The organism is Micromonospora sp. RP3T (genome assembly GCF_003027925.1).
Taxonomy (GTDB): domain Bacteria; phylum Actinomycetota; class Actinomycetes; order Mycobacteriales; family Micromonosporaceae; genus Micromonospora.
Genome location: NZ_PYPS01000006.1, coordinates 187,516 through 214,182, shown reverse-complemented (window position 1 = coordinate 214,182; position 26,667 = coordinate 187,516). Strand labels below are relative to the sequence as shown.

The 26,667-nt window shown below is 75.1% G+C and carries 20 protein-coding genes; 4 read left to right on the top strand and 16 right to left on the bottom strand.

From position 1 onward, the window contains the following. Positions 1-79: 79 nt before the first annotated feature. From C8054_RS07905 to C8054_RS07865, 9 genes are all read right to left on the bottom strand, one after another. Entirely contained in the window at positions 80-1,144 is a 1,065-nt protein-coding gene (locus C8054_RS07905; RefSeq protein ID WP_107156068.1) for a hemolysin family protein, read from the bottom strand. Next, a complete protein-coding gene (locus C8054_RS07900) occupies positions 1,141-2,499 on the bottom strand; it encodes a hemolysin family protein (RefSeq protein ID WP_107156067.1) in 1,359 nt (452 codons plus the stop codon). Before C8054_RS07900 ends, C8054_RS07905 begins: the two co-directional genes overlap by 4 nt. Positions 2,500-2,664: 165 nt before the next feature. After that, on the bottom strand, positions 2,665-2,994 hold the full coding sequence (gene mnhG, locus C8054_RS07895) for a monovalent cation/H(+) antiporter subunit G (RefSeq protein ID WP_107156091.1): 330 nt from the start codon (positions 2,992-2,994) through the stop codon (positions 2,665-2,667). A gap of 191 nt (positions 2,995-3,185) precedes the next feature. Then, positions 3,186-3,449 carry a monovalent cation/H+ antiporter complex subunit F gene (locus C8054_RS07890; protein ID WP_107156066.1) on the bottom strand — a complete coding sequence of 88 codons (264 nt, stop codon included), beginning with the start codon at positions 3,447-3,449 and terminating at the stop codon, positions 3,186-3,188. Then, entirely contained in the window at positions 3,446-4,063 is a 618-nt protein-coding gene (locus C8054_RS07885) for a Na+/H+ antiporter subunit E (protein ID WP_107156065.1), read from the bottom strand. Before C8054_RS07885 ends, C8054_RS07890 begins: the two co-directional genes overlap by 4 nt. After that, positions 4,060-5,565: a Na+/H+ antiporter subunit D gene (locus tag C8054_RS07880; RefSeq protein ID WP_107156064.1), complete on the bottom strand. Its 1,506-nt coding sequence runs from the start codon at positions 5,563-5,565 to the stop codon at positions 4,060-4,062. Before C8054_RS07880 ends, C8054_RS07885 begins: the two co-directional genes overlap by 4 nt. Positions 5,566-5,620: 55 nt before the next feature. After that, positions 5,621-6,088 carry a Na(+)/H(+) antiporter subunit C gene (locus C8054_RS07875; RefSeq protein ID WP_107156063.1) on the bottom strand — a complete coding sequence of 156 codons (468 nt, stop codon included), beginning with the start codon at positions 6,086-6,088 and terminating at the stop codon, positions 5,621-5,623. After that, on the bottom strand, positions 6,085-8,916 hold the full coding sequence (locus tag C8054_RS07870) for a Na+/H+ antiporter subunit A (protein ID WP_107156062.1): 2,832 nt from the start codon (positions 8,914-8,916) through the stop codon (positions 6,085-6,087). Before C8054_RS07870 ends, C8054_RS07875 begins: the two co-directional genes overlap by 4 nt. Positions 8,917-9,013: 97 nt before the next feature. After that, complete coding sequence (locus tag C8054_RS07865; RefSeq protein ID WP_107156090.1) at positions 9,014-9,367, bottom strand: hypothetical protein; 354 nt, start codon at positions 9,365-9,367, stop codon at positions 9,014-9,016. Between the two features lie 177 nt (positions 9,368-9,544). Between C8054_RS07865 and C8054_RS07860 the strand changes: the two genes are divergently transcribed. Both C8054_RS07860 and C8054_RS07855 read left to right on the top strand, forming a co-directional pair. After that, positions 9,545-14,230, top strand: a complete 4,686-nt coding sequence (locus tag C8054_RS07860; protein ID WP_107156061.1) for a DEAD/DEAH box helicase — start codon at positions 9,545-9,547, stop codon at positions 14,228-14,230. 121 nt (positions 14,231-14,351) lie between these two features. Then, on the top strand, positions 14,352-15,164 hold the full coding sequence (locus tag C8054_RS07855) for an S-adenosyl-l-methionine hydroxide adenosyltransferase family protein (protein WP_107156089.1): 813 nt from the start codon (positions 14,352-14,354) through the stop codon (positions 15,162-15,164). A 91-nt stretch (positions 15,165-15,255) separates the two neighbouring features. Here the strand turns inward: C8054_RS07855 and C8054_RS07850 are convergent, their stop codons facing one another. Continuing rightward, positions 15,256-16,476, bottom strand: coding sequence for a hypothetical protein (locus C8054_RS07850; protein ID WP_107156060.1), 1,221 nt, complete (start codon positions 16,474-16,476; stop codon positions 15,256-15,258). 107 nt (positions 16,477-16,583) lie between these two features. On the opposite strand from C8054_RS07850, the gene C8054_RS07845 reads away from it, so the two are divergent. After that, entirely contained in the window at positions 16,584-17,375 is a 792-nt protein-coding gene (locus C8054_RS07845) for a DNA-formamidopyrimidine glycosylase family protein (protein WP_107156059.1), read from the top strand. Between the two features lie 168 nt (positions 17,376-17,543). Further along, the gene (locus C8054_RS07840) at positions 17,544-21,170 is read left to right on the top strand and encodes a fibronectin type III domain-containing protein (protein ID WP_107156058.1); all 3,627 of its coding nucleotides are present in this window, start codon (positions 17,544-17,546) and stop codon (positions 21,168-21,170) included. A 348-nt stretch (positions 21,171-21,518) separates the two neighbouring features. On the opposite strand, the gene C8054_RS07835 is transcribed toward C8054_RS07840, so the two are convergent. The 6 genes from C8054_RS07835 to rimO form a co-directional block, all read right to left on the bottom strand. Continuing rightward, complete coding sequence (locus C8054_RS07835; protein WP_107156057.1) at positions 21,519-22,280, bottom strand: hypothetical protein; 762 nt, start codon at positions 22,278-22,280, stop codon at positions 21,519-21,521. Positions 22,281-22,296: 16 nt separating this feature from the next. Further along, complete coding sequence (locus C8054_RS07830) at positions 22,297-23,148, bottom strand: PspA/IM30 family protein (protein WP_107156056.1); 852 nt, start codon at positions 23,146-23,148, stop codon at positions 22,297-22,299. Between the two features lie 126 nt (positions 23,149-23,274). Further along, positions 23,275-23,715, bottom strand: a complete 441-nt coding sequence (locus C8054_RS07825) for a helix-turn-helix domain-containing protein (protein WP_107156055.1) — start codon at positions 23,713-23,715, stop codon at positions 23,275-23,277. A 205-nt stretch (positions 23,716-23,920) separates the two neighbouring features. Continuing rightward, the gene (locus C8054_RS07820) at positions 23,921-24,469 is read right to left on the bottom strand and encodes a CinA family protein (protein WP_107156054.1); all 549 of its coding nucleotides are present in this window, start codon (positions 24,467-24,469) and stop codon (positions 23,921-23,923) included. Between the two features lie 50 nt (positions 24,470-24,519). Beyond that, entirely contained in the window at positions 24,520-25,101 is a 582-nt protein-coding gene (pgsA, locus tag C8054_RS07815; protein ID WP_199199598.1) for a CDP-diacylglycerol--glycerol-3-phosphate 3-phosphatidyltransferase, read from the bottom strand. 47 nt (positions 25,102-25,148) lie between these two features. Continuing rightward, positions 25,149-26,636: a 30S ribosomal protein S12 methylthiotransferase RimO gene (rimO, locus tag C8054_RS07810; RefSeq protein WP_107156052.1), complete on the bottom strand. Its 1,488-nt coding sequence runs from the start codon at positions 26,634-26,636 to the stop codon at positions 25,149-25,151. Positions 26,637-26,667: the final 31 nt, after the last annotated feature.

The window sequence follows — 26,667 nt, the reverse complement described above, 5'->3', positions numbered from 1 at the left end:
AGAGTGGCTATCCGAGGCCGGATAGCCACTCTTTCCGTGAATCCGCGCCCAGGGTGGGCGGGGTGGGAGGGGGTGGGGGTCAGCGGAGGCGGCGGCCCCTGGGGACGGGGTCGGTCTCGTCGTCGAACTCGCCGATGACCTCCTCCAGGAGGTCCTCCAGCGCGACGAAGCCGATCGGCCGGGTCGGGCCACCACCGTTGCGGACCAACGCGAGCTGGGCCTGCCGGCCCCGCATCGCCGCCACCGCCTCGGACACCGACGACTCGGCCGGCAGCGTGAACGCGTTCGTCATCAGTTCCCCGGCGGTAGCCGCCCGGCCGGTGGTCACCGCGCGCACCGCCTCCCGGACGTGCACCAGGCCGCAGACCTCGCCACCGCTGTCGACCACGGCGAGGCGGGACCGGCCGCTGTCCCGGGAGACGTGCTCGATCCGTTCGGCGGTGTCGTCCCGGCGGACCGTGACGATCTTGTCGAACGGCTCCATCACCTGGGCCACCGTGGTGCCCTGCAACTCCAGCATGCTGGTGAGCAACTGGTGCTGCTCGGCGCCGAGCAGCCCGTGTTCCCGGGACTGCTCCAGCAGGATGCGCAGCTCGTCCGGGCCGTGCACCTGGGCGAGCTGGTCCTGCTGCTGCACGCCGACCAACCGCAGCATCGCGTTGGCCACCCCGTTCAGCAGCGACAGCACCGGGCGGGCGATCCGGGCGAACGCCCGGAACGGCAGCGCCAGCAGCATCGCCGAGCGCTCCGCGTCGGTGATCGCCCAGGACTTCGGCGCCATCTCGCCGACCACCAGGTGCAGGAACGTCACCAGGCCCAGCGCGAACACGAGCGCCACCACGTGGCTCGCCGCGTCGGGCAGGCCCACCGCGTGCAGCAGCGGGCTGAGCAGGTGCTCGATGGCCGGCTCGGCCAGCGCGCCGAGGCCCAGCGTGCACAGCGTGATGCCGAGCTGCGCGCCGGCCAGCATCAGGCTCAGCTCGCGGACGCCGTCGAGCGCCGCGCGGGCCGCCCGGCCGCCACCGGCCGCCGACTGCTCCAGCCGGTAGCGCTTCGAGGCCACCAGCGCGAACTCGGCCGCCACGAAGAATCCGTTGAGCGCCAGCAGCACCACGGAGAAGATCAACGCGAACCCGGGGCTCATGCCGCACCCTCCCCGGCCACGCCGGCGGTCGTCCGGAGCCGGACCGAGTCGGCGACGTGCCGGTCCACGGCCAGCACCTCGACCAGCACCCGGGGCCCGGACGGCGGCGGTTCGTCACCGTCACCGGCGAGCGCGATCTCCAGCCGGTCGCCGACCTCGGGCACCCGACCCAGCTCCCGCATCACCAGGCCGGAGAGCGTGTCGTACTCCGGCGCCTCGGGCAGTTCGATGCCGGTGCTGTCGGCGACCTCGTCGATCCGCCAGCGGGCCGGCACCACCCAGGAACCGTCGTCCTGCCGGGCCGGCGCCCGCTCCGGCGGGTCGTCCTCGTCGCGGATCGGCCCGACCAGCTCCTCGGCGAGATCCTCCAGCGTGATCACGCCGGCGAACCCGCCGTACTCGTCGACCACGCAGGCCAACTGCCGGTGCCCGGACCGGAGCCGGTCCAGCACCGTCGGCAGCGGCAGCGTCTCCGGCACCAGCAGCGGGGGTACGGCCACCGCGTCGATCCGGGTACGCGCCCGCTCGGCCGGCGGCACGCCCAGCACGTCGGCGATGCCGACCACGCCGATCAGGTCGTCGACGCCCTCGGCGCCGCGCACCGGGAACCGGGAGTGGCCGGTGTCGAGCATCTCGACGATCCGGCTGACCGGCTCGTCGGCCCGGACGGTGTGCACGTCGACCCGGGGCACCATGGCCTCGCCGGCGGTCAGCCCCCGGAAGTCGAGCCCCCGGTCCAGCAGGTCGGACATCTCCGCGTCGAGGTGTCCTTCCTCGCGGGACTCGGCGATGATCTGTTCCAGGTCGGCCGGGGTGGCGCCGCTGGGCAGCTCCTCGATCGGCTCGATGCCGACCCGGCGGAGCAGCCGCACGGCGGCCCGGTCGAAGAGCGTGATCAGCGGACCGGCGATCCGCAGGTAGATCAGGGTGGACCGGGACAGCGCCCGGGCCAGCGGCACGGCCCGGGCGATGGCCAGGTTCTTCGGGGCCAGCTCGCCCAGGACCATCTGCACCACGGTGGCGATGACCAGGGCCAGCGCCACCGACAGCGGCAGCGCCACCGCGCCGGACACGCCGGCCACGCCGAGCAGGCCGGCCAGCCCGGCGCCCAGGTACGGCTCGGCGACGTAACCGACCAGCAGGGCGGTCACGGTGATGCCGAGCTGGGCGCCGGAGAGCATGAACGAGAGCCGCCCGGTCACCTCCAGGGCGCGGGCGGCGGCGCGGTCGCCACCGTCGGCGAGTTGCTTGAGCTTGCCGCGGTCCACGGCGACGTAACCGAACTCCTGCGCCACGAAGTAACCGGTGGCGGCGGTGAGCACGGTGATGAGAAGGAGACCGACGAGGATCAACACGGGAGGTTCAGGGCTCCCGGGGTCGTCGGGGAGGGAAGATGCCGGGTACGACCCGGCCGGCTACTGCTGCCCTCCGGGGCAGGAGAGTCGATCATGCCGCCCATTTTATCGGTGCCCGCTGGATGCTCGCTGAAGGTGCCGAAAAGCCTCCCCCACGTCCGGTTCTCAGTGTCCGGCCAGCTCGTCGACGTCGAGCAGCGACCGGTCGACCCGCCCGGACCGGTAGGCGGCCCGCCCGATCATCTGCGCGGCGACCGGCGCGGTGGAGAGCTGGAAGATCGCCACCAACGCCAGCATGCCCAGGTCCGAGCCGGTACGCAGCCGCAACGCCAGCCCGCCCAGCAACAGCAGCACGCCGAGCACCTGTGGTTTCGTGGCGGCATGCATCCGGTCCAGCGTGTCCGGGAAGCGCACCAGCCCGATGCCGGCGACCAGGCTCAGCAGCGCGCCGCCCAGCAGCAGGATCCCCCCGGCCCAGTCCGCCACGACCGTCACGACCGTCACGCTGAGCCGCCTTCCGTTCGCGACTGCGGGGCTCGCAACCCCGGCTCACTCCTCGCGCTCACGCTGAGCCGCCTTCCGTTCGCGACTGCGGGGCCCGCAACCCCGGCTCACTCCTCGCGCTCACGCTGAGCCGCCTTCCGTTCGCGACTGCGGGGCCCGCAACCCCGGCTCACTCCTCGCGCTCACGATTCGGCCCGGACGGCGAAGCGGACCAGGGAGACCGAGCCCACGAAGCCGAGCAGGGAGAGCACCACCAGCACGGGCAGCGTGGTGGCGTGCCGGTTCACCGCCGCCTCCGCCCCCACCGCGCCGAGCATGGCGGCGAGCAGCAGGTCGGCGCCGACGATGCGGTCGAGCAGGGACGGGCCACGGTAGATCCGGGTCAGGGCGAGCAGCGCGGTGGCCGAGAGCAGCACGGTCAGCGCGACGGCGAGCAGGACGGTCACGGGTGGTTCCTCCGTTCGACGGGTTCGGTGTCGAGCTGGCGTACCTCGGTGGGCGAGCCGACGGCGCGCACGATGCGCCGTTCGACGGCGAGCACGCGGTCGCGGCTGCCGGTCAGGTCCTCGGGACCGCGCACGTCGAGCACGTGCACGTAGAGCACCCCGCGCGTGCGGTCGATGTCGAGGATCAGGGTGCCCGGCACCAGCGAGATCACCTCGGCGGTGAGCGCCAGGTTGAGGTCGGTGCGGACCCGCAGCGGCACCGCGATGATCGCGCCGCGCGGCCGGTAGCCGGGGCGCAACGCGACGGCGGCGACGTGCACGCTGGCGCTGACCAGCTCCCCGACGAACGTGCCGGCGAGCACCAGCAGCGGCCCCGGTCGCAGCCGCCCACCGAAGGTGACCGGCGGCAGCGGGAAGAAGAACAGCACCGCCGCGCCGATCGCCAGGCCGGTGAGCAGGTTGACCCAGGAGACGTCGCCCCAGAGCAGCAGCCAGACGACGACCAGCCAGCCGAGCGCCACGGCCTGGTCGCGCCGCCGCCCGCCGCGACCCACCGTCGGCGGGTCGCCGCCCGGCGCCGCACCGTTCCGGTCCGGGCCCGGGTCGGTGGTCACGGCACGTCCCGGGGCAGCACGGCCCGCACGTACGGGGTGCGTTGGCGCAGGTCGGCGGCGGCGTCCGCGGTGACCTGGAACAGTGGGCCGGCCACCAGCGTGAGCAGCACGCCGAGCGCGACGAGCGCGGCGGTGGCGCCGACCATCAGACCGGGCAGCCGGGTGACCGGCGTGGTGGTGGCCAGCCGCGGCGCCCGCCAGAACGCGATGTTCCACACCCGGGACGCCACGTAGAGCGTCAGCAGGCTGGTCAGCGTGCCGGCGCCGACCAGCACGGCGGGCAGCGCGCCGCCGGCCGCCACGCCGGCCTGGAGCAGGCCGAGCTTGCCGAGGAAGCCGGAGAACGGTGGGATGCCGGCCAGGTTCATCGCCGGCACGAAGAAGAGCACCGCGACCACCGGGGTGACCCGCGCCAGCCCGCCGAGCCGACGCAGGTCGGTGCTGCCGGCGCGTTCCTCGACCAGGCCGGCGACCAGGAAGAGCGTTGTCTGGACGGTGATGTGGTGCACCACGTAGAAGATCGCGCCGGACAGGCCGGCGACGCTGCTCAACGCCACCCCGAAGATCATGTAACCGATGTGGCTGACCAGCGTGAAGGAGAAGAGCCGCTTCATGTCCGACTGCGCCACCGCGCCCAGGACGCCCACCACCATGGTCAGCCCGGCCACCACCATCAGCAGCCCGTCGACCTGGCCGCCGGGGAAGAGCAGCGTCTCGGTGCGGATGATCGCGTACACGCCGACCTTGGTCAGCAGCCCGGCGAAGACCGCGGTCACCGGCGCGGGCGCGGTCGGGTAGCTGTCCGGCAGCCAGGCGGAGACCGGGAAGACCGCCGCCTTGATGCCGAATGCGAGCAGCAGCATGAGCTGCAACGCCAGGCGTACGCCGGCGGGCAGCGCGTCCAGCCGGCCGGCGAGCTGCGCCATGTTCAACGTGCCGGTGGCCGCGTACACCAGCCCGACGGCGGACAGGAAGAGCAGCGACGACAGGATGCTGACCACCACGTACGTCGAGCCGGTGCGCAACCGCACCTCGGTGCCGCCCAGTGTGATCAGCACGAAGCTCGCGGCCAGCAGGATCTCGAAGCCGACGAACAGGTTGAACAGGTCCCCGGCCAGGAACGCGTTCGTCACCCCGGCGGTGAGCACCAGGTAGGTGGGGTGGAAGATGCTCACCGGCGCGGTCTCGCCGGTCTCCGCCCGGCCCTGGCCGATCGAGTAGAGCAGCACGCAGAGCGTGACCGCCGAGGAGACCACCACCATGAGCGCCGCCAACTGGTCGGCGACCAGCACGATGCCGACCGGCGCCGGCCAGCCGCCGACGCGCACCACCACCGGCCCGTACCGGTACGCCTGGACCAGCAGCACCACCGCGACCAGCAGTACACCGGCCAGGCAGAGCACGCTGATCGAGCGTTGCAACCGGGGCCGGCCGGTCAGCATCAGGGTGAGCGCCGCGCCGAGCAGCGGCACCACCACCGGCAGCGGCACCAGCCCACTCATGGTGCCGCCTTCCTTCGCGACTGCGGGGCTCGCAAACCCGGCTCACTCCTCGCGCTCACGATTCCTCGTTTCGGCGGAGCCGGCGGCGGGCCGGCTCCGGGTCGACCTGTTCCGGGTCGCCGTCCGGGCCGTCGCCGCCGAGGTCCGCGGTGGCCACCTCGTTGCGTTCGGCCAGCCGGACGGTCTGCCGGTCCTCCAGGTCGTCCTGCACCTCGTCGTCGCCGCTGGTGTACCAGCTCCGGTAGGCCACCGCGAGCAGGAACGCGGTCAGCCCGAACGTGATCACCACGGCGGTGAGCACCATGGCCTGCGGCAGGGCGTCGCTCATGTCGCCGGTCGGCGCGGTGCCGACCAGCGGGGCGGCGCCGGACCGCCCGCCGAGCAGGATGAGCAGGTTCACCCCGTTGCCGAGCAGGATGACGCCGAGCAGGATCCGGGTCAGGCTGCGTTCCAGCAGCAGCGTGACGCCGGTGGCGACGAGCACCCCGACCGCCAGCACCAGCACCAGCGTCGGCCCCGTCACGCGCCCGGCCCCTCACGCCGGACCGTCAGGCCACGGCCCGGCTCGCCGGCCGCCTCGACGTGCCGGTCCACCTCGGCGCCCAGGCTGCGCAGGATGTCCAGCACCAGCCCGACCACCACCAGATAGACACCGATGTCGAAGAAGAGCGACGTGACCAGGTAGAAGTGGCCGATAACCGGCAGCCACAGGTCCACCTTGACGCTCTGCAGCACCTCGCCGCTGAGCAGCAGGCCGAGCACGCCACTGCCGACCGAGACCGCCAGGCCGGCGCCGAGCACCATGCCGGCGCCGACCGGCGCGGCCTCGGCCAGCTCGTACCGCCCGCCGGCCAGGTACCGCAGGGTCAGCGCGAGGCCGGCGACCAGCCCGCCGGAGAACCCGCCGCCGGGCGCGTTGTGCCCGGAGAAGAGCAGGAACAGCGAGAAGAGCAGCACGGTGTGGAAGATCAGCCGGGTGACCACCTCGAACACGATCGACCGCCGCCGCTCGTGCAGCGTCTGCCCGCCGCGCAGCCAGACCGTGCGGCCGGGGCGCGGCGTCGCCGGGCGGGGGCGGCGCGGGCGCGGCCCGGTGCGGGAGCGCTCGAAGATCAGGCTGGCCACCCCGGTCGCGGTCACCACCAGCACCGAGATCTCGCCCATGGTGTCCCAGGCCCGGATGTCCACGAGCGTCACGTTGACGACGTTGCGGCCGTACCCCTGCGCGACCGCGAGGTCGGGGAACGCCGCGGAGATCGACGGCGCCCGGCGGGCACCGGCCGCGGTCAGCGCCAGACCGGCCATCACCAGGCCGGCGGCGACGCCGATGCCCCGCCGCAGCCACCGGCTACGGCGCAGCGGACGGGCCGAGAAGCGTTCCGGCAGCCGGCGCAGCACCAGCACGAAGACGGCGATGGTGGCGGTCTCCACCAGGAACTGGGTGAGCGCCAGGTCCGGCGCGCCGTAGAGGACGAACATCATCGCGGTGCCGTATCCGGTCACGCCGACCAGCAGCATGGCGGTGAGCCGGCGACGCGCGTCCACCGCGAGCACCGCCGCGACCGCGATCACCACGCAGACCACCAGTTGGGTCGGGGTGTCCCAGGGCGCCAGCCCGACCCGCCACGGCGCGGTGGCCACCATCGCCCCGCCCGGCACGACCACCAGGACGAGCAGCACGGTGCCGAGGTACTGCGGCAGCGAACCACGCTGGGTGACGCCGGTGACCTCGATGGCGAGCCGGTCGAACCGGTGGGTCACCCACTCGTAGCCCTGGTTGCCGCCCACCGGCGAACGCAGCCGGGCCAGCACGGGGGCGAGCGGGCCGCGGAGCAGGTGCAGCAGCACGCCGCCGGCCAGCACCAGCGCGGAGAGGCCGAGCGCCACGGTGGGTCCGTGCCAGAGCGCCAGATGCTCCTCGACCGGGCCGAACAGCTCGGCGTACGGCTGGAGCAGGCCGCCCAGCCAGCCGGCGGTCAGGCCGGCGGCGAGCCCGGCCACGGCCAGCAGCGCCGGGGGTACGAGCATCGCCGCGGGCGGTCGCTCCAGCACGGTGTCCGCAATCCCGGGTCGGGTGCCGAACGCGCCCCACAGGAAGCGGATGCTGTAGCCCACCGTCAACGCGCTGCCGGCGACCAGGCCCACCAGCACCCACGGCCGGTCGGTGAACGCGGCGAGCACGCCTTCCTTGGCCACGAAGCCGAGCAGCGGCGGGACGCCGGCCATCGACGCGGCGGCCAGCGCGGCGACGGTGGCCAGCAGCGGCGCGGCCCGGCCCACGCCGGACAGGTCCCGCAGGTCCCGGCTGCCGGCGCAGTGGTCGAGGAGGCCGACGACGAGGAAGAGCGCGGCCTTGAACAGCGCGTGCGCGGCCAGCAGGGCGACGCCGGCCAGGGCCGCCGCCGGGGTGCCCGCCCCGAACGCCACCGTCAGCAGGCCGAGCTGACTGACCGTGCCGTACGCCAGCAGCAGCTTCAGGTCGCTCTGCCGCAGCGCCGCCCAGCCGCCGCCGACCAGCGTGACCAGCCCGGCGACCACGGTGACCGGCCGCCACGGTCCGGCCGGGGCGAGCGTCGGGCCGAGCAGCCCGATCAGGAAGATGCCGGCCTTCACCATCGCCGCCGCGTGCAGGTACGCGCTGACCGGTGTCGGCGCCGCCATCGCCACCGGCAGCCAGGCGTTGAACGGGAACACCGCGGACTTGGCCAGCGCGCCGGCGAGGATCAGCAGCACGGCGGTGGCCAGGTACCCGCCGCCGGGCAGCGGCGCGGCGGCCACCGCCGACCAGCGGTAGCTGCCGGCGTGGTGGCCGAGCAGCAGGAAGCCGACCAGCATGGCCAGGCCGCCCAGCGTGGTGACGGTGAGCGCCTGGGCGGCGGCCCACCGGCTGGCCCGGCGTTCGGTGCTGTGCCCGATCAGCAGGTAGGAGAAGACGGTGGTCAGCTCCCAGAAGACGTAGAGCAGCAGCAGGTCGTCGGCGACGACGAGGCCGAGCATCGCGCCGGCGAACGCGACAAGCACGGCGGCGAACCGGGCCAGGCCCACCGAGCCGGGCGGGAAGTAGCGGGCGGAGTAGACCAGGACCAGCGCACCGACGCCGCCGACCAGCAGCATCATCAGCCAGGACAGCGTGGTGACCCGCAGGGCCAGGTCGAACCGGAGCTGCGGGATCCAGGGGTACGTCTCGACGACCGCGCCGCCGTGGCGTACCGCGCCGGTGTGCGCCACCGCCCAGCCGGCCGTGGCCGCCGGGGCGAGCGCCAGCAGCAGGCAGGCTCGCGGGCCCCACCTGCGGACCAGCAGCGGGGCGAGCAGCGCCGCCACCAGGTGCAGGATCAGCAGGACGAGCACGCGTACTCCCGGTCGAGGTACAGCGCGGGGGCACGCTGCGGGTACGACCGATCACACGCCACTTCCCCACCCGCCGCGCCGTTTTCCCCGAAACCCGTCAGGGGAAGCGGGCCGGGTTTCGGCGGGGGTCGCCGGGCTGGGTCGGGTGGTTGAGCTGGCGGGCGGCCCGGTCCACCACGCGCTGGGCGGCGGCGAGGGAGCGGACCGGGAGCCGGGTGTCGCGGCTCTCCCGGCGCAGCACGAAGTAGTGCACCGCGGCGCGGACCAGCGCGCGGTCGGCGGCGCTGGACCGGGCGGTGGCGACGACCAGCTGACGCAGGCGCTCGGCCAGCTCCTCGGCCAGCTCCAGCTCGGGGCCGTGCAGACCGGCGCGGAGTGAGGCGAGCCGGCTGTCGACCTTGCGGATGAGCACGTCGGTGCCGGGTCGAGAGCCTCGCTCCTCAACGGTCATCCACGCCTCCACCCACGCCACGTTGCGAGTGAAGTTACTTTATGTTGCATGCCGCAAGCAAGCAGTTAAGTAAGACTTAACGGAACAAATCCCCTATTCGTCGCGTCAATTGTCCGCCCGGTACCGAACCACCCCGGCGACGGGCCGGATGTCGTACCGGCGGGGCAGGATGGTGCCGTGGCGGACGAGGTGACCCCGGCCGACGGGGTGCTGACGGAGTTCGGCGCGGCGACCCGGGAGTGGTTCACCGCGGCGTTCGCCGCGCCCACGCCGGCCCAGGCGGGCGCCTGGCGCTCGATCGCCGCCGGTCACCACGCGCTCGTGGTCGCCCCGACCGGCTCCGGCAAGACGCTCGCGGCGTTCCTCTGGTCGCTCGACCGGCTGGGCAAGGAGCCACCGCCGGCCGACCCCCGGCGGCGGTGCCGGGTGCTCTACGTCAGCCCGCTCAAGGCGCTCGCCGTCGACGTGGAGCGCAACCTGCGGACCCCGCTCATCGGCATCCGGCAGGCCGCCACCCGGCTCGCGCTCGCCCCGCCCGACATCACCGTCGGCATGCGCACCGGCGACACCCCGGCCGACGAGCGGCGGGCCTTCGCCCGCACCCCGCCGGACGTCCTCATCACCACGCCCGAGTCGCTGTTCCTGCTGCTCACCTCCGCCGCCCGCGACTCGCTGCGCGGGGTGGACACGGTGATCGTCGACGAGGTCCACGCGGTGGCCGGCACCAAGCGCGGCGCCCACCTGGCGCTCTCCCTGGAACGCCTCGACGCGCTGCTGGAGCGGCCCGCCCAACGCATCGGGCTGTCCGCCACGGTGCGCCCGATCGACGTCTGCGCCCGCTTCCTCGGCGGCGCCCGCCCGGTCGACGTGGTGCAACCGCCAGCCGACAAGACCATCGAGGTCAGCGTCCAGGTCCCGGTGGAGGACATGACCCGCCTCGACGAGCAGGAGCCCCCGGAGGACCAGCTGGGCGGGCTCGGCCCGCGCCGGCCCTCGATCTGGCCGGCCGTCGAGGAGCGGGTGCTCGCGTTGATCCGCGCGCACCGGTCCACGATCGTGTTCACCAACTCCCGGCGGGGGGCGGAGCGGCTCTGTGCCCGCCTCAACGAGCTGGCCGCCGAGGAGGCGGAGGCGGAGGCCGCCCCGGAGGGCAGCCGCGTGGCCCGGGGCGGGGAGCCGGTGCGCGTATCCGATCTCCTGCCCGGCGCCGACGGCCCGCCGGCCGGCGGCGGGCGGCGCGGCGCGGACGCTTTCGGCGGGCCGGTGGGGCCGGTGCGCGCGCCCCGGCAGCCGGCCGAGGTGATGGCGCAGTCCGGGGCCGCGACCGGCGCGCCGTCGGTGATCGCGCGGGCGCACCACGGCAGCGTCTCCCGGGAGGAGCGCAAACACATCGAGGAGGCGCTCAAGTCCGGTCAGCTCCCCGCCGTGGTGGCCACCTCCAGCCTGGAGTTGGGCATCGACATGGGCGCGGTCGACCTGGTGGTGCAGATCGAGGCGCCGCCGAGCGTCGCGGCCGGGCTGCAACGGGTGGGCCGGGCCGGGCACCAGGTCGGTGCCGTCTCCCGGGGCGTGGTCTTCCCCAAGCACCGCGGCGACCTGCTCTCCTGCACCGTGGTCGCCGAGCGGATGGGCGAGGGCGCGATCGAGGAGCTGCACTACCCGCGCAACCCGCTCGACGTGCTGGCCCAGCAGATCGTCGCGATGGTGGCGTTGGAGCCGTGGCCGCTCGGCGACCTGGCCGTGCTGGTGCGGCGCGCGGCGCCCTTCGCCGAGCTGCCAGACTCGGCGCTGCACGCGGTGCTCGACATGCTCTCCGGTCGCTACCCGTCCACCGCCTTCGCCGAGCTGCGCCCCCGGCTGGTCTGGGACCGCGCCACCGACGTGCTGACCGGCCGGCCCGGCGCCCAGCGGCTCGCGGTGACCAGCGGCGGCACCATTCCCGACCGCGGGTTGTTCGGCGTCTTCCTGGCCGGGGCCGAGCGGGCCGCGCGGGTCGGCGAGCTGGACGAGGAGATGGTCTACGAGTCACGCGTCGGCGACGTGTTCCTGCTCGGCTCGTCGTCCTGGCGCATCGAGGAGATCACCCCCGACCGGGTGCTGGTCTCCCCCGCGCCGGGGCAGGCCGCCCGGATGCCGTTCTGGAAGGGCGACCAGCTCGGCCGGCCGGTCGAGCTGGGCCGCGCGATCGGCGCCCGGGTCCGGGCGCTGCTGCGGCAGTCCGACGCCGACGCGGTGGCGGCGTTGCGCGCCGGCGGGCTGGACGACTGGGCCGCCGGCAACCTGATGACGTACCTGCGCGAGCAGAAGGCGGCCACCCGGTCGCTGCCCGACGACCGGACGGTGGTGGTCGAGCGCTTCCGCGACGAGCTGGGCGACTGGCGGCTCGCCGTGCACTCGGTGCTCGGCGCCCGGGTCAACGGCCCGTGGGCGCTCGCCATCGGCCGCCGGCTGGCCGAACGCTACGGCGTGGACGCCCAGGTCATGCCCTCCGACGACGGCATCGTGGTGCGACTGCCGGACACCGCCGAGGAGCCGCCCGGCGCGGACGTGGTGGTCTTCGAGCCGGACGAGATCGCCCAGCTCGTCGAGGAGTCGGTCGGCACGTCCGCGTTGTTCGCCGCCCGGTTCCGCGAGTGCGCGGCCCGGTCGTTGCTGCTGCCCCGCCGCGACCCGCGCCGCCGGCAGCCGCTCTGGGCGCAACGCCAGCGCGCCGCGCAACTGCTCGACGTGGCCCGCGAGTACGCCGACTTCCCGGTCACCCTGGAAGCCGCCCGGGAGTGCCTCCAGGACGTCTTCGACCAACCGGCCCTCGGCGGGCTGATGCGCGACCTGGCCGCCCGCAAGGTGCGCCTGGTCGAGGTGGAGTCCGAACGCCCGTCCCCGTTCGCCAGGTCGCTGCTGTTCGGGTATGTGGGGGCGTTCCTCTACGAGGGCGACGCGCCGCTGGCCGAGCGGCGGGCCGCCGCGCTGGCGCTCGACTCCGGGCTGCTCGGCGAGTTGCTCGGTCGGGTCGACCTGCGGGAGCTGCTCGACCCGGCGGTGCTCGCCGAGACGGAGCGGCAGTTGCGGTGGCGCACCGAGCAGCGGCGGCCCCGCGACGCCGAGGACGTGGTCGAGCTGCTCCGGGTGGTCGGCGACCTGAGCCCGGCCGAGCTGGCCGAACGCGGGGTGCCGGAGGCGTGGCCGGTGGAGCTGGCGGCGGCCCGCCGGGTGCTGCGGGTCCGGGTCGCCGGCGAGGACCGCTGGGTGATCGTCGAGGACGCCGCCCGGCTGCGCGACGCGCTCGGGGTGGCGCTGCCGGTGGGGGTGGCCGAGGCCCACCTCGCGCCGGTGGCCGATCCGCTCGGTGACCTGGTCGCCCGGTACGCGCGCACCCACGGCCCGTTCGCGGCGGCCACCTGCGCCGCCCGGTTCGGGCTCGGGGTGTTCGTGGTCGAGCAGGCGCTGCGCCGGCTCTCGGCGACCGGTCGGGTGGTCTCCGGCGAGTTCGCGCCGGACAGCGTCGGCACCCAGTGGTGCGACGCGGAGGTGCTGCGCCTGCTGCGCCGCCGTTCCCTGGCGGCGCTGCGCCGGGAGATCGAGCCGGTGCCGCCCCGGGCGCTGGCCGCGTTCCTGCCCCGCTGGCAGCAGGTCGGCTCGTCGGCCCGGGGCGTCGAGGCGGTCGCCGCCGCCGTGGAGCAGGTGCAGGGCACCACCGTGCCGGCGTCCGCGCTGGAGCGTCTGGTGTTGCCGGCCCGGGTCGCCGACTACTCCCCGGCCCAACTCGACGAGCTGTGCGCCGGCGGCGAGGTGGTCTGGGCCGGCGCCGGCGCGATCTCCGGCGGCGACGGCTGGGTCACGTTGGCGTACGCCGACGTCGCGCCGCTGCTGTTGCCGCCACCGGACGAGGCGTTGACGCTCACCCCGCTGCACGAGTCCGTGCTCGACGCGCTCGGCGACGGGCAGGCGCTGTTCTTCCGTTCGCTCTCCGACCGGGTCGGCGCCACCGACGACGCCGCGTTGTCGGCCGTGGTGTGGGATCTGGTCTGGGCCGGCCACCTGACCAACGACACGCTCGCGCCGCTGCGGGCCGCGTTGGGCGCGGGTGGGGCGCACCGGTCCCGGCCGGCGGCCCCCCGGACCCGCTACCGCCGGCCCGGTCGGGTGGCGCTGCCCAGCCGGGGCGGCCCGCCGACCATGGCCGGCCGCTGGTCCCGGCTGCCGGAACGCGACCTGGACCCGACCCGTCGGGCCGCCGCCCTGGCCGACCTGCTGCTGGAACGGCACGGGGTGGTGACCCGGGGCGCGGTGGTGGCGGAGCAGGTGACAGGTGGCTTCGCCGCGGTCTACCCGGTGCTGTCGGCGTTGGAGGAGCGCGGGGCGGCCCGACGCGGCTACTTCGTCGAGGGCCTGGGCGCGGCCCAGTTCGCGGTGCCCGGCGCGGTCGACCGGATCCGCGCGTTGGCCGACGACAGCCGGGACCGGGGCGGCGGCCCGACCGTGGTGCTGGCCGCCACCGATCCGGCGAACCCGTACGGCGCGGCGCTGCCCTGGCCGGACCGCGTCGTCGACTCGGGCGACGGGGCGGCACCCGCCACCGGTCACCGGGCCGGGCGCAAGGCGGGCGCACTGGTGGTGCTGGTCGGCGGTGACCTGGTGCTCTATGTGGAGCGGGGCGGGCGGACGATCCTCTCGTTCACCGACGACACCGACGCGCTGGGGGCGGCCGGCAAGGCGCTCGCCGACGCGGTGCACTCCGGCGCGCTCGGCGCGATCTCGGTGGAGCGGGCCGACGGCGAGGCGGTGCACTCCTCCCCGCTGCGCGACGCGCTCACCGCAGCCGGCTTCCGGGCCACCCCCCGGGGCCTGCGCCTGCGCGGCTGACCCGCCGGACCGGCCGGCACCGCGCGGCTGACCCGGCCCGGACCGGGCCGCGCCGCACGGCCATGGCGGGAGGGCGGGGCGACGTCTCGCTAGGGTGGCCGGAGACGACGAGGAGGAGCCGATGGCGAGTCATCCGGCCGGCCCACCGGCGGCGCGCCGGCCGTGCGTCTCGCTGACCACCGACTACGGGCTGGCGGACGGCTTCGTCGCGGCCTGCCACGGGGTGCTCGCGCGGTTCGCGCCGACCGCCCGGGTGATCGACGTGACGCACCTGGTGCCGCCGGGCGACGTCCGCCGGGGCGCTGCGGTGCTGGCGCAGACGGTGCCGTACCTGCCGGTCGGGGTGCACGTCGGGGTGGTCGATCCGGGGGTCGGCACCGAGCGGCGCGGCATCGCGCTGGCCACGCCCGGCGGGTTGCTGGTGGGGCCGGACAACGGCCTGCTCCTGCCGGCGGCGGAGGCGCTCGGCGGGGTGACCGCCGCGGTGGAGCTGACCAACCCGGCCTGGCTGGCGCCCACCGTGTCCCGCACCTTCCACGGGCGGGACGTGTTCGTGCCGGTGGCCGCCCGGCTGGCGCTCGGCGCGCCGCCGGGCGGGGCCGGGCCGGCCGTCGACCCGGCCACCCTGGTCCGGCTGCCGGAGCCGGTCGTCCGGGCGGAGACCGCCGGGTTCGACGCCGAGGTGCTCACCGTCGACCACTTCGGCAACGTCCAGCTCGCCGCGCCGGGCCCGCTGCTCGACGGCCTGCCGTCCCGCGTGCTGGTGAACGGGCACGAGGCCGTGCACGGCCGCACGTTCGGCGACGCGGAGCCCGGCGGACTGGTCGCCTACGTCGACTCGGCCGGCCTGGTGGCCGTGGCCGTGCACACCGGCCGCGCCGCCGACGTCCTCACCCTCTCCCCCGGCGACCTGGTCACCGTCACCACCCCCTGACCTCCGCGATCTTGCAGTTCGGGCCCCGACAAATGACCCGAAAGCCGCGCCGGACGGGCCGCAACTGCAAGATCCACGGGGTGGGGGTGGGTCAGCAGCGGGGGACGGTGCCGCCGGAGATTGCGGACAGGTACGCGTGGCTGACGTAGGTGCCGCCGACCAGGCGGTACCACCTGGTGGTGGTGCGGTAGGTGCCGGCGACGCGCTCGCCGGTCAGGTAGCACTGCACCGGCACCTGCGCGTGGGTGGCGGCGAGGCCCCGGCTCGCGTACGAGGTGCCCGCCCCGGTGCGCAGGGTCAGCGGCCCGGAGCCGACGACTGCCCGCGCCCCGCCCCCGGTCCAGAGCAGGGTCACGTCCACCCACGCGTTGTCGGTGAGCCGCAACCCGTCCCAGAACGTGCCGTCGGCCAGGTCCAGCCCGGCCGGGTTGCGCACGACCCGCCCGAACTGGTCCCGCCCGCCGTGGTAGCCGTCCTCGTAGGCGGCCTGCGCCTCGGGCCGGCCCTGCGGCAGGTCGCGCCAGTTCTCCCGGACGGTCGGCGGGTTCCACCAGTCGTCCCGGGTGTTCCACGGGCCGACGTCCCAGACCGGCGCGTACTCGCACCGGCTGCCATTGGTGGTGCAGACCTTGACCGTGTAGTCGCCGGTGCCCCGGGGGGAGAGGCCGCGCCGGGTGGGCAGCGCCGCGAAGTGGTCGCGGGCGCCGACGACGTGCCCGTTGGCGGTGACGCCGCCGACCAGGCCGATCCGGGTCGCGTACACCCGGTAGGTGCGCCCGGCGGTGGGCTGGGTCGCGGCGGTGGTGGCCTGGTCGGCGGCGAGCGTCAGGTCGGTCACGGTGGCCTCGGCGGCGGCGCCCGGCGCGGTCAGCACGACGCGCGCCTGGACCCGGGTGACCGGCTGGTCGAAGACGGCCTCGGTGGCGTCGCGCCACTCGGTCCAGCCGCCGGCCCGCCAGCCGCGTACCTCGGCCGTCGCGGTGCCGCCGTCGCCGGTGTGGGCGGCGAGCCGGGCGCGGACCCGGGTGGCGGGCCGGTCCAGCGCGCGCGGCGCGGCGAGCAGGATGCCCTCGGCGAGCGGGCCGGACGCGGCGGCGGGGCGGGTCCGGGCGGTCGGGCGGGGGTCGGCCAGCCGCAGGCGGCCGGCGCGCCAGGTGACGTTGACGTCGTCGCCACCGGCGACGGCGAGGTCGGCGGACCAGCGTTCTCCTCCGGTGGCGCGGGCCGGCGCGGCGGAAGCGGCGGCGGGCAGGCCGGCGGTGGCGGTGAGCAGGGCGGTCAGGGCGATGACGGTACGACGGGCTCGGGCCATGGGATTCTCCTCAGAACCCCCTGATCCTGTCCGCTATCGTCACAAAAAAGAATATCGGTCCAGATAGCGAAACATGTGAATTCCGTTCGGTAGGCGACAATGACGGGGTGCCCGAAGGTGACACCGTCTGGAACACCGCCCGCGTCCTGCACCGTGCGCTGGCCGGGGCCCGTCTCACCGGGTCGGACTTCCGCGTGCCGCAGCTCGCCACCACCGACCTGACCGGCTGGACCGCGCGCGAGTCGGCCAGCCGCGGCAAGCACCTGCTGCTGCGCCTCGCCGGTCCGGCCGGCGAGGAGCGGACGCTGCACTCGCACCTGCGGATGGACGGCGCGTGGCGGGCGTACGCCCCGGGTGAGCGGTGGTCGGCCCGACCGGCGCACCTGATCCGGGTGGTGCTCCGCTCCGCCGGCGCGGTAGCGGTCGGCTACCACCTGCACGAACTGGCGCTGATCCCGACCGCCGAGGAGGAGTCGCTCGTCGGTCACCTCGGCCCGGACCTGCTCGGCCCGGACTGGGACCCGGCCGAGGCGGTCCGCCGGCTGGCCGCGCACCCGGAGCAGAGCATCGGGGAGGCGCTGCTCGACCAGCGCAACCTGGCCGGCGTGGGCAACCTCTACAAGTGCGAGGTGCTGTTCCTGCGCGGGGTGTCGCCGTGGACGCCGGTGCGCGACGTGCCCGACCTGGCCGGCACCGTGGCGCTGGCCCAGCGGCTGCTGGCGGCGAACCGGGGTCGCTGGACGCAGAGCACCACCGGGGTGCTGCGCCGGGGCGGGACCAGTTACGTCTACGGCCGCCGGGCCCAGCCGTGCCGGCGCTGCGGGACGGCGATCCGCAAGGAGGAGCTGGGCGAGCGGGTCACCTACTGGTGCCCGGCCTGCCAGCCGGAGCGGACGTGACCTGCAACTTCCACGAACCGGATAAGATCACCCGAGATACGGACGATTGGGTACTTCCCTCCCGCCCGTCCGGCGTCGCATGCTGCGGTGGACCGCACCGATCGTCAGCAGCGCGTACGCCCGCCACGCCGGGGTGACGGCCGGCGCGCCCCGATCCCGGGGAGAGCCATGGTGCTGTTCCGCAGACTCCGGCCGGGCCGGCCGGACCGGGCCGCCACGGTCGCCGAGGAGACCGCGCCCACCGTCCCGACCGCCCGCGCCGCCGACGAGACGCCCGCCGGGCCGGCCGAACCCACCGGCCCGGCGGCCCTGGACCCGGGCGGGGTGCCGCGCCTGTTCGGTCCGGTACCGAACACCGCCGCCAGCCCGCTGCCCACGCTCGACCCGGACGGCCGCCCGGTCCCCGGCACCGGCCTGCGCAAGTTCGTCGACCCGCTGCCGCTGCCGGGCCGGTCGCCCACCGCCGGGCTCGGCGCCCGACTGCCGGTCGCGGTGCCGGACACCATCACCTGGCCGGGCTGCGACTACTACGAGATCGGCCTCCAGGAGTACGCGCAGCGCCTGCACCGGGACCTGCCGGCCACCCGGCTGCGCGGCTACCGCCAGCTCAACCTGGGCACCGACGGGGCCGGCCACAACACGGTGAGCCCGCCCGACCGGCCCTGGCACCTCGGGCCGATGATCATGGCCCGGCGCGACCGGCCGGTCCGCGTCAAGTTCATCAACCAGCTACCGACCGGCCGGGCCGGCGAGCTGTTCCTGCCGGTCGACGAGACGGTCGACGGGGCCGGGAGCGGGCCGCTCGACGGTCCCGCGCCGTACCCGCAGAACCGGGCCGTGCCGCACCTGGCCGGCGCGCGGACCGCCTGGATCAGCGCCGGCAACCCGTGGCAGTGGGTGACCCCGGCCGGCGAGATCACCCCGTACCCGGTCGGGGTGGGGGTGACGCCGGTGCCGGACATGCCGGCGCCCGGCGCGGGCGCCACCACGCTCTACTTCCCGAACGACCAGAGCGGCCGGCTGATGTGGCTGCACGACAACACGCTCGGCCTGTCCCGGCTCACCGTCTACGCCGGGCAGCTCGCGCTCTACCTGCTCACCGACCCGGCCGAGGACCGCCTCGTCGCCGACGGCGTGCTCCCCGCCGACCAGCTCCCGCTGGTGATCGAGGACAAGACGTTCGTCCCCGACGACGCGCAGCTCGCCGCGCAGGACCCGACCTGGGACCGGGACCGCTGGGGCGCCAAGGGCAGCCTCTGGCACCCGCACGTCTACCAGCCCCGGCAGAACCCGTACCGGATCAGCGGCACCAACCCGACCGGGCGCTGGGACTACGGGCCGTGGGCGCACGACCCGGACGGCGGGACCAGCCCCTGGATCGCCCCGGTGCCGAACCCGCACCACGACCCGGTCACCGAACCCGACGAGCCACCGCTGGTCCCGGGCGTGCCGCACCCCTCGGCGGTTCCCGCGGCGTACGGGGACACGCCGCTGGTCAACGGCGTCGCGTACCCGTACCTGGAGGTCGAACCGCGGGCGTACCGGTTCCGGATCCTGAACGCCTGCGCGGACCGGGCGCTCAACCTCCAGCTCTACCGGGCCGCCTCGGACGGGCCGATGTGGACGCCGGACGGCGACGCGGCCGACCCGCGCGCCGGCGAGGTGCCGATGGTCGAGGCGGTACGCGCACCGGGCCGGCCGGCGTACTGGCCGGTGGACGGCCGCGACGGCGGCGTGCCCGATCCGGCCGCCGCCGGGCCGGAGCTGATCCAGATCGGCAACGAGGGTGGCCTGCTGCCGGCGCCGGTGGTGCTGGCGAACCGGCCGGTCGGCTACCGCTACGACCGGCAGGACCCGACCGTGCTCAACGTGGACGGGCACACGCTGCTGCTCGCGCCCGGCGAACGCGCCGACGTGGTGGTGGACTTCTCCACCGTGCCGCCGGGCCGCACGCTGATCCTCTACAACGACTGCCCGGCCCCGCTGCCCCGCTTCGATCCGCGCTACGACCACCACACCGGCGCCGCCGACCGCACCGGCGCGGGCGGCCTGCCGCCGGCCCACCCCGGCTACGGCCCGAACACGCGCACGCTGCTCCAGATCCGGGTGGTCGGCAGCCCGGCGCCCCGCTACGACAGGCGGCGACTGGCCGCCCGGCTGCCCGCCGCGTACGCGCAGAGCCAGCCGCCGCCGATCGTGCCGCAACCGGCGTACGACCCGGCGTTCGGCACCCGCACCGCCGGCCCGACGCTGGTCCCGGCGCGCGCCACCTCGGTCACGTTCACCCCGAGCGGTGGGTCCGGCCCGGTCACGCTGCCGCTGGCGGTGAAGTCGGTCGGGCAGGTGTTCGAGCCCCGGCACGGCCGGGCGGTGGGGCGACTCGGGGTCGGCCACCCGCTCGCCGGCCCGCTCGCGCCGGCCGTGCTGCCGCTCGGCCCGACCGACCCGGTCACCGAGGAGGTGTTCGTGACCGATCCGACCGTGCCGGTGGGCGCGCCGGCGGACGGCACCCAGCTCTGGCGGATCGTCGGCGACACGGACCGGACCCATCCGGTACACGTGGAGGGCGTCGACGTGCAGGTGGTCAACCGGGTCGGCTGGGACGGCACGCTCCGCCCACCGGATCCGGGCGAGCTGGGCTGGAAGGACACCGTCCGGGTCAACCCCCGGGAGGACGTGGTGGTGGCGTTGCGTCCGGTCGCGCCCAGCCTGCCGTTCACTGTCGGCGACAGCGTACGGCTGCTCGATCCGAGCCGGCCGGCCGGTGCGCGGCTGGACGCCGGCCCGGTCAGCCCGGTCGACGGGCGGCCCGCGACGGTGGTCAACCAGGTGGTCAACCTGGGCTGGGAGTACCGCTGGCAGACGCGCTCGGCGGGGCTGCGCGACCAGGGCATGAGCCGGCCGCTGGTGCTGCGGGTGTCGCCCCGGGCGCCCACCGGCCTGACCGCCACGCCGGTGCCCGGTTCGGCCACCGTGCTGCCGGCCGTCGCGCTGGCCTGGACCGGCAACGGCAGCCGCCCGCCGGCCACCAGCCATCGGCTGCAACGCGCCACCGACAGCGCCTTCACGACCGGTCGCACCGAGATCACCGTGGCCGCCACCGCGACCCGGTACACGGACGCCACCGTCACCCCCGGCGTCACCTACCACTACCGGATCCGCGCCGAGAACGCGGTGAGCTGCTCGGCCTGGTCGAACGACGCGCCGGCGGCGGTGCGGCTGACCGCGCCGTCCCGGCTGACCGCGGCGGTGCCGCCGGCCGCCCCGCTGCGGGTGGCGTTGCGCTGGGCGAACCACTCCTTCGCCACCGGGGTGGACGTGCAGCGGGCCACCAACCCGACGTTCACCAGCGGGCCGGGCACCACGGCGATCACCGTCGGCGAGGCCCACCTGGACCCGGCCGTCGCCCCGGACACCACGTACTACTACCGGGTACGCACCACGTACCTCGGCGCGGCGTCCCCCTGGTCGACGGTGGCCACGGTGACCACGCCGCCCCGGCCGGCCGCGCCCACCCGGGTCTCCGCCACCGCCGGCGCGCCGGCCCCGGACACCACCACGGTGACGCTGAGCTGGTCGGCGTCGACGCCGGTCGGGCCGGGCGCCGGCTTCCTCGTCGAACGCGCCAGCGACGCCGGCTTCACCCGGGACCCCACCACGTTCCGTGTCACCGGCCGGGGCTTCACCAACACCGCCCTGCCGCCCGGAGTCACCTACTACTACCGGGTCCGCGCGACGAACATCGTCGGCACCTCCCCGTGGACCCCCCCGATCCAGATCACCACTCCGGACTGACCGCCGCCCCCATCCCTCGCCGTGCGCGGGCCCGCCGGGACCCCCAGCCTCCGAAACCCGCCGGGCTGCGGGCTGCGGGCTGCGGGCTGCGGGAGAAGGCATTACTTCTGACCGGTATACCTCAGAGGCATAATTATGCCTCTGAGGTATACCGGTTCCTGCCGATCTACTCGGGGCGGCCACTACCCACGGTGAGGATGGATGGGGTCGGGCAGCTCCGTGGATCGGCCGGACGAGGAACCGGCATGACACGCACCGGCATGACACGCCGGATCAGCCGCGCACCGCGATCGGTCGTGGCTGTGCGCCTGTCGGCCCGTCGGGGCGTGCCGTGACCGAGCGCGGCGGTCAGGGGGTGGGCAGTGGGGTGCGGAGCTCGGCCAGCGCGGAGGCGACGCCGTGCAGCAGGTCCGTGGCCTCGGTCAGGCGGGTCGCGGCCGGGTGGTGGGTGTCGGGGCGGGCGTCCTCGGCGACGTAGCCGGCGGCGGCCACCACCAGCCGCTCGTAGGCCGCCACGCCCTCCTCGAGCTGGGCGACGAGCGTGGCGTGCACCTCGGCGAGCGGCCCGCGCGGGGCTAGCTTCAGCGCACGCTCCACGCCGGCCACCCGACCGGCCAGCTCACGCAGGGAATGGTCCGCCTCGGCGGCCTCCCGGACCGCCGGCTCGGCCAGCCCGGTCAGCCGGCCGGCCAGCCCACCGAGCGTGAGCGCGGCGCGGTCCAGGCGGGCCCACGGCTCGGCCGCGGAGGTGCCGCGCAACGCGAGGCGGGACCGGACGCGGCGTACCTCGGCGAGGACGCCGGGGCCGACGGGCAGCCGCTCGACGGCGGCGACCAGCCGGGCCCGGGAGCGGGCGGCGGCCTCGGCCGGGTCGAGCGCCGGCGGGGCCGGCACGGCGGCGAGCGCCCGGTGGTCGATCCAGCGCCAGGCGGCCACCGCGACCGCGCTGCCCGCGGCGCCGACCCAGGCCGCGTCCGGCAGCCCCAGGCCGGCGTACGGAGTGAGCACCGCGGCGGCGCCGCCCAGCCCACCGGCCAGCACGCTCCACCGCCGCGCCGAACGGCGCAGCTTGGCCAGCCGCCGGAAGTGTCGCGTCCGCTCGTCCGCCATCGCTCTCCCTCGTCCGTCAGCCGGTGGTGCTCTCCCCGGCACCGCGGTCCCGGCTCATGCTGGCCCGGATCTCGTCCAGCCGGGCGGCGGCGGCCGGGTCGGTCGGCTGCCCCACGGCGGGCCGCTGCTGCTGGCCGCCGAGCTGCTCGCCGGCCATGCTCGACCGGATCTGCTCCAGCCTGGAGGACCCGGCCGAGTCGAGCGTCGCCTTCTGGATCTCCAGCATCCGGCCCTCGACCGAGTTGCCGGCCAGCTCGGCCCGGCCCATGGCGGTGGCGTAGCGGCGCTCGATGCGGTCCCGCACCTCGTCCAGGGACGGAGTGCTGGCCGGCGCGGTGAGCGACGACATCGACTCCAGCGACTTGGCCACGCTCTCCTGCATCTTGGCCTGCTCGAGCTGGCTGAGCAGCTTGGTGCGCTCGGCGAGCTTCTGCTGGAGGATCATCGAGTTGTTCTCGACCGCCTTGCGGGCCTGCGCCGCCGCGCCGAGCGCCTGGTCGTGCAGCGTCTTGAGGTCCTCCAGCGCCTGCTCACCGGAGACGAGCTGGGTGGCGAGCAACTGGGCGGACTGCTCGTAGCGCCCGGCCTCGGTCTCGTCGCCCCGACCCCGGGCCTGGTCGGCGAGCGCGAGCGCCTGCCGCGCGTTGCCCTGGAGCTGCTCCACCTCGGTCATCTGCCGGGAGAGCTTCATCTCCAGCTGGCGCTGGTTGCCGATCACCGCCGCGGCCTGCTGGACCAGCGCCTGGTGCTGCCGCTGCGCCTCCTCGACCGCCTGCTGGATCTGCACCTTCGGATCGGCCTGCTCGTCGATCTTCGCGCCGAAGAGCGCCATCAGGTATTTCCAACCCTTGACGAACGGGTTCGCCATCTCCGCCTCGTCCCCTCAGTAGTGTCGCGCCTACATCGTCCCAGTCGGACACCACTCCGGCACCCGTACGACCCTGATCAACAGTACGACGCAGGCGCCACCGGCGACCATCGCGCGGACGATCGGTCAGGCGGCGCAGACCACGTCCCGCTCGGCGGGGCGTACGCGGGTGCTGCGCAGCGTCGCCTTGAGCGGCGAATCCTGCCGGACCTGGACGGCCACCGCGCCGTCGGTGGTGACCTGCCGGACACCCCGGTTGGTGGCCTTGCGCACGGCGGGCGGGGCCACCGGCGTCGGCTCGTCGGTCACCGGCACCAGCACGCCGGGCATCTGCTCGGCCAACGCGACCGTGTCGCTCACCTCGCGCAGCAGCTCGGACAGGCGGGCGCCGAGCGCGTCGCAGATCGCGGCGAGCAGCTCGCTGGAGGGCTCCTTCTGGCCGCGTTCGATCTCGGACAGGTAACCGAGGCTGACGTTGGCCGCGGACGAGACCTCGCGGAGGGTGCGGTGCTGCCCCTGCCGGCGCGCCCGCAGTGCGTCACCGATCACCCGGCGTAGCAGGACCATCGCACCTCCCCTGACGGGACACCTGTCCGGCCGGTCCGCGCCGCGCCGGGGACGGCGGTCCGCCCCGGCGCCGGCGTCGCCCGCCGGAGCCTTCCCGCAACCGTACCCGTTGACCGCCACGACGACATCCCACCCCGCCTCTCCAATCCTGAGCGGCACGCCGTGCCGGCGCCCCCGCGGCCGGGCGCGTCGGCGGTCGGCCGGCTCACCGCCGGCCGGTGCCCGCCGGGTCGGCGACCCCGGCGTCGTCGGCGTCCGGGATGTGCTCGGCGAGCAGGCGCAGCGCCTCGATCACCGCGGCCGAGCGGATGTGGTCCCGGCCGCCGTCGAGGTCGAGCCGGCGCACGTCGCTGCCGGTCGGGCCGGCGACCGCCACGTAGACCAGGCCGACCGGCTTGTCGTCCTGCGGCTCCGGCCCGGCCACGCCGGTGGTGGCCAGTCCCCAGTCCGCGCCGCAGCGCCGCCGCCCACCCTCGGCCAGCGCGACGGCCACGTCCGGGTCGACCGGCCCGCGCGCCGCCAGCAGGTCCTCCGGCACACCGGCCAGCACCGCCTTCAGCTCGGTGGCGTAGACCACCAGACCGCCCCGGTAGATCGCGCTGACGCCGGCGATCTCCACGATCGCGGCGGCGAGCAGCCCACCGGTCAGCGACTCGACAGTGGCCAACGTCTGGCCGCACTCGTGCAGGCGGTGCACCGCGGCCGCCGCCGGACTGCCGGCGGGCCGCTGGTCTCTCGCGTCGGTGTCTCCCATGACCGCCCCTTCTTCCCGCGCCGCGCCGGCCTAGTCGCCGGCTGCCCGGATCAACGCGCGGGACGACGCAGCCGCAGCGCCTGGGCGACGTAGTCGAAGCCGGTGGCGACCGTGACCGCCACGGCGGCGCCCATGATCCAGGGACCGACCGGGGCCAGCGCCGCCGGCATCGGCCAGAGGTACCAGGTGATGGCCAGGATCTGCAACGCGGTCTTGATCTTGCCGCCCCGGCTGGCCGCGATCACCCCGTGCCGGATCACCCAGAAGCGCAACGCGGTGATGCCCAGCTCCCGGACCAGGATCACCACGGTCACCCACCAGGGCAGCCGGTCGTAGACGGAGAGCAGCACCAGGGCGGCGCCGGTGAGCGCCTTGTCGGCGATCGGGTCGGCGACCTTGCCCAGCGAAGTGACCAGCTCGAACCGCCTGGCGATCCAGCCGTCGACCAGGTCCGTCGCCGAGGCCACCACGAAGATCAGGCAGGCCGCCGTCCGCCAGCCGGCGTGACTCATCCCGGACACGACCACGGTGACCGCGAAGACCGGCACCAGCACCAGCCGCGCCGCGGTCAGCAGGTTGGCCGCGTTGAGCAGCGGCACGGGAGCGGCCACCGTCGACTCCGCCCCGGTCATGTCCGGCATCGCCCCACGTGGCTTCCCCGCTCCGTCCGGGCCCGCCGTCACCGTGCCGCGCCGGGCGCCGCCGAGATCATCTCATCCGGTACGGCGATCAGGTCGACCCCCTCGGTCGCGGTCACCCGGGCCCGGACCAGGTCACCCGGGCGCAGCGCGGCCAGGTCCACCCCGCCGCCGTCCGGCGCGACGAGCGTGGTCGACCCGTCGACCTCGGGCGCCTGGTGGGCGGCCCGGCCCTCGACCACGCCGTCGGCGACCGAGTCGACCAGCACCTCCACCGTCGAACCGAGCCGCTCCTCGGCCCGCTGCGAGCACAGCTCGTCGGCGAGCGCGCTGAGCTTGTCGTAGCGCCGCTTGACCGTGGCGGCGGAGACCTTGCCGGGCAGCCCGGCGGCCTCGGTGCCGTCCTCGTCGCTGTAGTCGAACATGCCGATCGCGTCCAGCCGCGCCTCGGTCAGGAACCGGACCAGCTCGGCCACGTCCTGCTTCGTCTCGCCGGGGAAGCCGACGATGAAGTTGCTCCGCGCGCCCGCCTCCGGCGCCAGCGCGCGGGCGGAGGCGAGCAGCTCCAGGAACCGGTCGGTGGAGCCGAACCGGCGCATCCGGCGCAGCACCGGCTCGCTGGAGTGCTGGAACGACAGGTCGAAGTACGCGGCCACGCCCGGCGTGGTGGCGATCACCTCGACCAGGCCGGGCCGGGTCTCGGCCGGCTGGAGGTAACTGGCCCGCACGCGCACGATCCCGTCGATGGCGGCGAGCTGCGGCAGCAGCTTCTCCAGCGCCCGCGGGTCGCCCAGGTCCTTGCCGTAGGAGGTGGAGTTCTCGCTGACCAGCACCAGCTCCCGCACGCCGGTCTTGGCCAGCCACTCGGCCTCGGCGAGCAGCTCGTCCGGGGTACGCGAGACGAACGCCCCACGGAACGCCGGAATGGCGCAGAACGCGCACCGCCGGTCGCAGCCGCTGGCCAGCTTCAGCGAGGCCACCGGGCCGGTGTCGAGCCGGTGCCGCAGCACCTGCCGCAGGTGCGCCGGGGTGTGCGCGTCGGTCTCCGGCGCGACCCGGGTCGGCGTGCCGTGGCCGGGCAGCGACACCGCCGCCTCGCGGCGCTTCACCGGCGTCAGCGGCAGCAGCTCGCGCCGGTCGCGCGGGGTGTGCGCGGAGATCGCCTCGCCGGCCACCACCGCGTCGAGCCGGGCGGCGATGTCCGGGTAGTCGTCGAAACTGAGCACCGCCTGCGCCTCGGGGAGACTGTCGGCCAGCTCACGGCCGTACCGCTCGGCCATGCAGCCGGCGGCGACCACCTTGGCGCCGGTGTCGGCGGCGGCCAGCAGCGTCTGGATCGAGTCCTGCTTCGCCTTCTCCACGAAACCGCAGGTGTTCACCACCACCACGTCGGCGCCCTCGCCGTCGGTGGTCACCTGCCAGCCGTCGGCGTGCAGCCGGGCGGCCAACTCCTCCGAGTCGACCTCGTTGCGCGCGCACCCCAGCGTCAGCAGCGCAACCCGCCGCCCAGACAAAGAATCAGACACCATCCGAGGGTACAGGTGCAAGGAAGGGCCCCTT

Excerpts from the sequence above, each read along its gene's own strand:
- C8054_RS07905 (WP_107156068.1), bottom strand. The coding sequence starts at position 1,144 with ATGAGCCCCGGGTTCGCGTTGATCTTCTCCGTGGTGCTGCTGGCGCTC.
- C8054_RS07880 (WP_107156064.1), bottom strand. The coding sequence starts at position 5,565 with ATGAGTGGGCTGGTGCCGCTGCCGGTGGTGGTGCCGCTGCTCGGCGCG.
- C8054_RS07865 (WP_107156090.1), bottom strand. The coding sequence starts at position 9,367 with ATGACCGTTGAGGAGCGAGGCTCTCGACCCGGCACCGACGTGCTCATC.
- C8054_RS07855 (WP_107156089.1), top strand. The coding sequence starts at position 14,352 with ATGGCGAGTCATCCGGCCGGCCCACCGGCGGCGCGCCGGCCGTGCGTC.
- C8054_RS07850 (WP_107156060.1), bottom strand. The coding sequence starts at position 16,476 with ATGGCCCGAGCCCGTCGTACCGTCATCGCCCTGACCGCCCTGCTCACC.
- C8054_RS07840 (WP_107156058.1), top strand. The coding sequence starts at position 17,544 with ATGGTGCTGTTCCGCAGACTCCGGCCGGGCCGGCCGGACCGGGCCGCC.
- C8054_RS07835 (WP_107156057.1), bottom strand. The coding sequence starts at position 22,280 with ATGGCGGACGAGCGGACGCGACACTTCCGGCGGCTGGCCAAGCTGCGC.
- C8054_RS07830 (WP_107156056.1), bottom strand. The coding sequence starts at position 23,148 with ATGGCGAACCCGTTCGTCAAGGGTTGGAAATACCTGATGGCGCTCTTC.
- C8054_RS07825 (WP_107156055.1), bottom strand. The coding sequence starts at position 23,715 with ATGGTCCTGCTACGCCGGGTGATCGGTGACGCACTGCGGGCGCGCCGG.
- C8054_RS07820 (WP_107156054.1), bottom strand. The coding sequence starts at position 24,469 with ATGGGAGACACCGACGCGAGAGACCAGCGGCCCGCCGGCAGTCCGGCG.
- pgsA (WP_199199598.1), bottom strand. The coding sequence starts at position 25,101 with ATGACCGGGGCGGAGTCGACGGTGGCCGCTCCCGTGCCGCTGCTCAAC.
- rimO (WP_107156052.1), bottom strand. The coding sequence starts at position 26,636 with ATGGTGTCTGATTCTTTGTCTGGGCGGCGGGTTGCGCTGCTGACGCTG.